The sequence below is a fragment of the Longimonas sp. genome (genome assembly GCF_046498435.1).
Classification (GTDB): Bacteria; Bacteroidota; Rhodothermia; order Rhodothermales; family Salinibacteraceae; genus Longimonas.
The window spans coordinates 1-2,592 of sequence record NZ_JAWOAR010000243.1 but is presented as its reverse complement, the minus strand read 5'-3'; the positions used below and the strand labels follow the sequence as shown (position 1 = coordinate 2,592).

Here is a 2,592-nt window from a genome sequence, read left to right as displayed (position 1 = left end):
CTGAAATAATTTTCTTCTGTTACAATGATTGAGTCAAGAACTTTTATATCCATCAATTTAGAAGCTCCCTTCAGCTTTTTAGTTATTTCCATATCTGCTTTACTTGGCTGTAAATTTCTCCCGATCTGGCGTGGGGCTCGCGCTTCCGACGCGATGTGCAGGTTTTAGGGGATGCGCGGCAGGATCTGCTCGACCGTTACGATGCACACGGACACATGCTGCTCTGGACCGAGCCGTGGGGCGGTGCGAAAGATGAAGCGATTCCGATCGATAACTGCGATCCGTACTTCGTGGAGATCTGTCGCCGCATCCGCTTTACCACAGGCGATGACGGGTCGCTCCGGTGCTGGCGTGCCAATACGAAAGGGCAACGCCTCGATGCCCCCGACAGCCTCAACGGCATGACCGGCGACCCGTGGACGCCCATCGACAAGGGCGAGGGAAAAGCGCTCACGCTGGGCGAAGCAGGATTTACATATCAGAAGCTGCACGACATCCTGCTGGGCAAAAACTACGAGCGTCCGCCCGCGCTGGAGTTTCAGTCGGGCGAAACCGATGCCATGTATCTGGTGGCCCGCACGCTGGTGCGTGGACAAGGAAAAACCGATGGGCTGCATCACCGCATTGTGCCCGTGCCGTCGAAAGCAACGACGTTCCTGACGGATGACACGGCGCGCGACCAGCTCGCAAAGCGCGCCAAGATGCGCATCGAAAAAGCAGCGACGGTGCGCAGCAAGGTGCTCTATCCGGCGCTAAGCGCGGTGTTGACCGGACGCCCGGATGAGCGACCCGACAACGACCAGCTCGCGCCGTGGATGGATGCGTTCGACCGAGCCATAGACGCCCGGTTCTTCGAGCGCCTCTGGGCTTCGGTCGAGATGGATCAACAAGACGCACAGGCCGACTGGCAGCAACTCTTGCGCAACGAGGCGCAGACGCAGTTCGACGATGCCAAAGACCACGCCCCGCAATCAGCCACGCGCTACTGGCGGGCTCACAGCAGTGCGGAATCCATCTTCCAGGGCGCGCTTCGGAATCATCTTCCTGAAGCGTTTCCTGAAAAGGATACTGCGGAACAGGCATCTGTCCGGAAGGCGAAAGCATGAGAACGTGAAACGCATTGCGGATCCGGCTTGCCGCTGCATTGGCTACATCTGTACTTCCTGAATCAATCTTTCTTACGCACATCATGCCCGAACCTGCTGCACCGCCAACCGAATCCTCCGAAACCGAGCGTCCTAATCTGGCTACCGCTGTGGGACGCGCTGCGCGGATGATGCATCCCGATGATGGCAGCCTGCCTAATGGTGACCGCGCTGCGTTACGACGCGTGAACCCCGAGGCACCGGTCACACCCGCGCTCTGGAAAGTGCTACACGGGCTCAACATCCCCGAGCCCGATCCGCAGTACAGCACCTCAGAGGCCGCCGTCGCCCAATACGAACGCAACTGGGGGCTGTTGCTCATGGGCATGGCTCACTGTGCGGGACTACATGACTACGACGTACCGCTTGGCAAAGCCCTCGCGCTGGCGGGCTGGTCGGAGCTGCGCTTCACACGCATTATGGAGGCCGACGACGAGACGCTCCCGAAGCTTCTTCGCCGCATGGCCCAGTATCTGGCCAGCAAAGACCAGGCAGCCAATTGGGCTGATGTCGCCTTCCTGCTGTTCACGCGTGGCGATGGCGGGCACAAAGTGCGGCTTCGCATCGCCCGTGCGTACTACAGCACGCTCTACCAGCAAGAACAAGACGACTCCTGATACCCGGCGGGATGCTTCTGCCGCCTGAGAATCTCTTTTACGCGAACCGATACGCCCTTTTATGTTTATTCAACTTCACACCCTCACCTCGTACCCTTCGGCCCTGCTCAACCGCGACGACGCCGGGTTTGCCAAAACCCTTCCGTTTGGCGGCACCACCCGCACCCGCGTCTCCTCACAGTGCCTCAAATACCACTGGCGCAACTTCGACGGGCCCGAGTCCATCCGCAACGCGGGCGAAGACATGTCCATCCGCTCGCGCGAGACCTTTCAGCGCCGCGTAGCTCAGCCGCTCATCGATGAGGGCCACCCGGCTCCGCTTGTGCGCGCTGTCACGTTTGCGCTGAAAGAACGGCTGCTGTCGGATAAGAAAGCCGGAAAGCGGGATACGAAGAAAATTATCGACCCCGGCGAGGACGACAATCCGTGGGAAGCCATCCACACCAACCAGATCGTTGTGCTGGGCGCGCCGGAAGTCCGCTACCTGCGCGAGGTGGCCACCGAGAAGATTGAGGCCGCCCGCGAGGAGCTGTCGGTATTCTGGGACAACCATCCCGATCTCGACAAAGACACCGTGAGCGATGCGGCCGACCTGATGCGCGACATCTCCAAGCGCGATCTCAAGAAAAACCTCAAAGGGCTGCACATGGCCTCAGGGCTCGACGCCTCGCTCTTTGGGCGCATGGCCACGAGCGACGTGCTGGCCCGCGGCGATGCGGCCATCCATGTGGCCAAAGAGCGAGGCGTCGAGCCCCGAGGCCATGTGCAGCCCTTTGAGGTTTTTCTTGAGATCGCGCTTGGAGATGTCGCGCATCAGGTCGGCCGCATCG

Annotated in this window: 4 protein-coding genes; 3 read left to right on the top strand and 1 reads right to left on the bottom strand. The window is 60.2% G+C overall.

Annotated elements, in window-relative coordinates; all coding sequences use genetic code 11:
* On the bottom strand, positions 1–125 hold a 125-nt coding region (locus R6U20_RS09295; RefSeq protein ID WP_410337580.1), incomplete at its 3' end, for a JAB domain-containing protein.
* A gap of 30 nt (positions 126–155) precedes the next feature.
* On the opposite strand from R6U20_RS09295, the gene R6U20_RS09290 reads away from it, so the two are divergent.
* The 3 genes from R6U20_RS09290 to R6U20_RS09280 all read left to right on the top strand — a co-directional run.
* Positions 156–1,106 (top strand): hypothetical protein, encoded by a 951-nt coding sequence (locus R6U20_RS09290; protein ID WP_410337579.1) that lies wholly within the window; start codon positions 156–158, stop codon positions 1,104–1,106.
* A gap of 83 nt (positions 1,107–1,189) precedes the next feature.
* Entirely contained in the window at positions 1,190–1,762 is a 573-nt protein-coding gene (gene casB, locus R6U20_RS09285; protein ID WP_410337578.1) for a type I-E CRISPR-associated protein Cse2/CasB, read from the top strand.
* 61 nt (positions 1,763–1,823) lie between these two features.
* Positions 1,824–2,592 (top strand): type I-E CRISPR-associated protein Cas7/Cse4/CasC (locus R6U20_RS09280; RefSeq protein ID WP_410337577.1); only part of this gene is annotated, 769 nt, incomplete at its 3' end.

Excerpts from the sequence above, each read along its gene's own strand:
- casB (WP_410337578.1), top strand. The coding sequence starts at position 1,190 with ATGCCCGAACCTGCTGCACCGCCAACCGAATCCTCCGAAACCGAGCGT.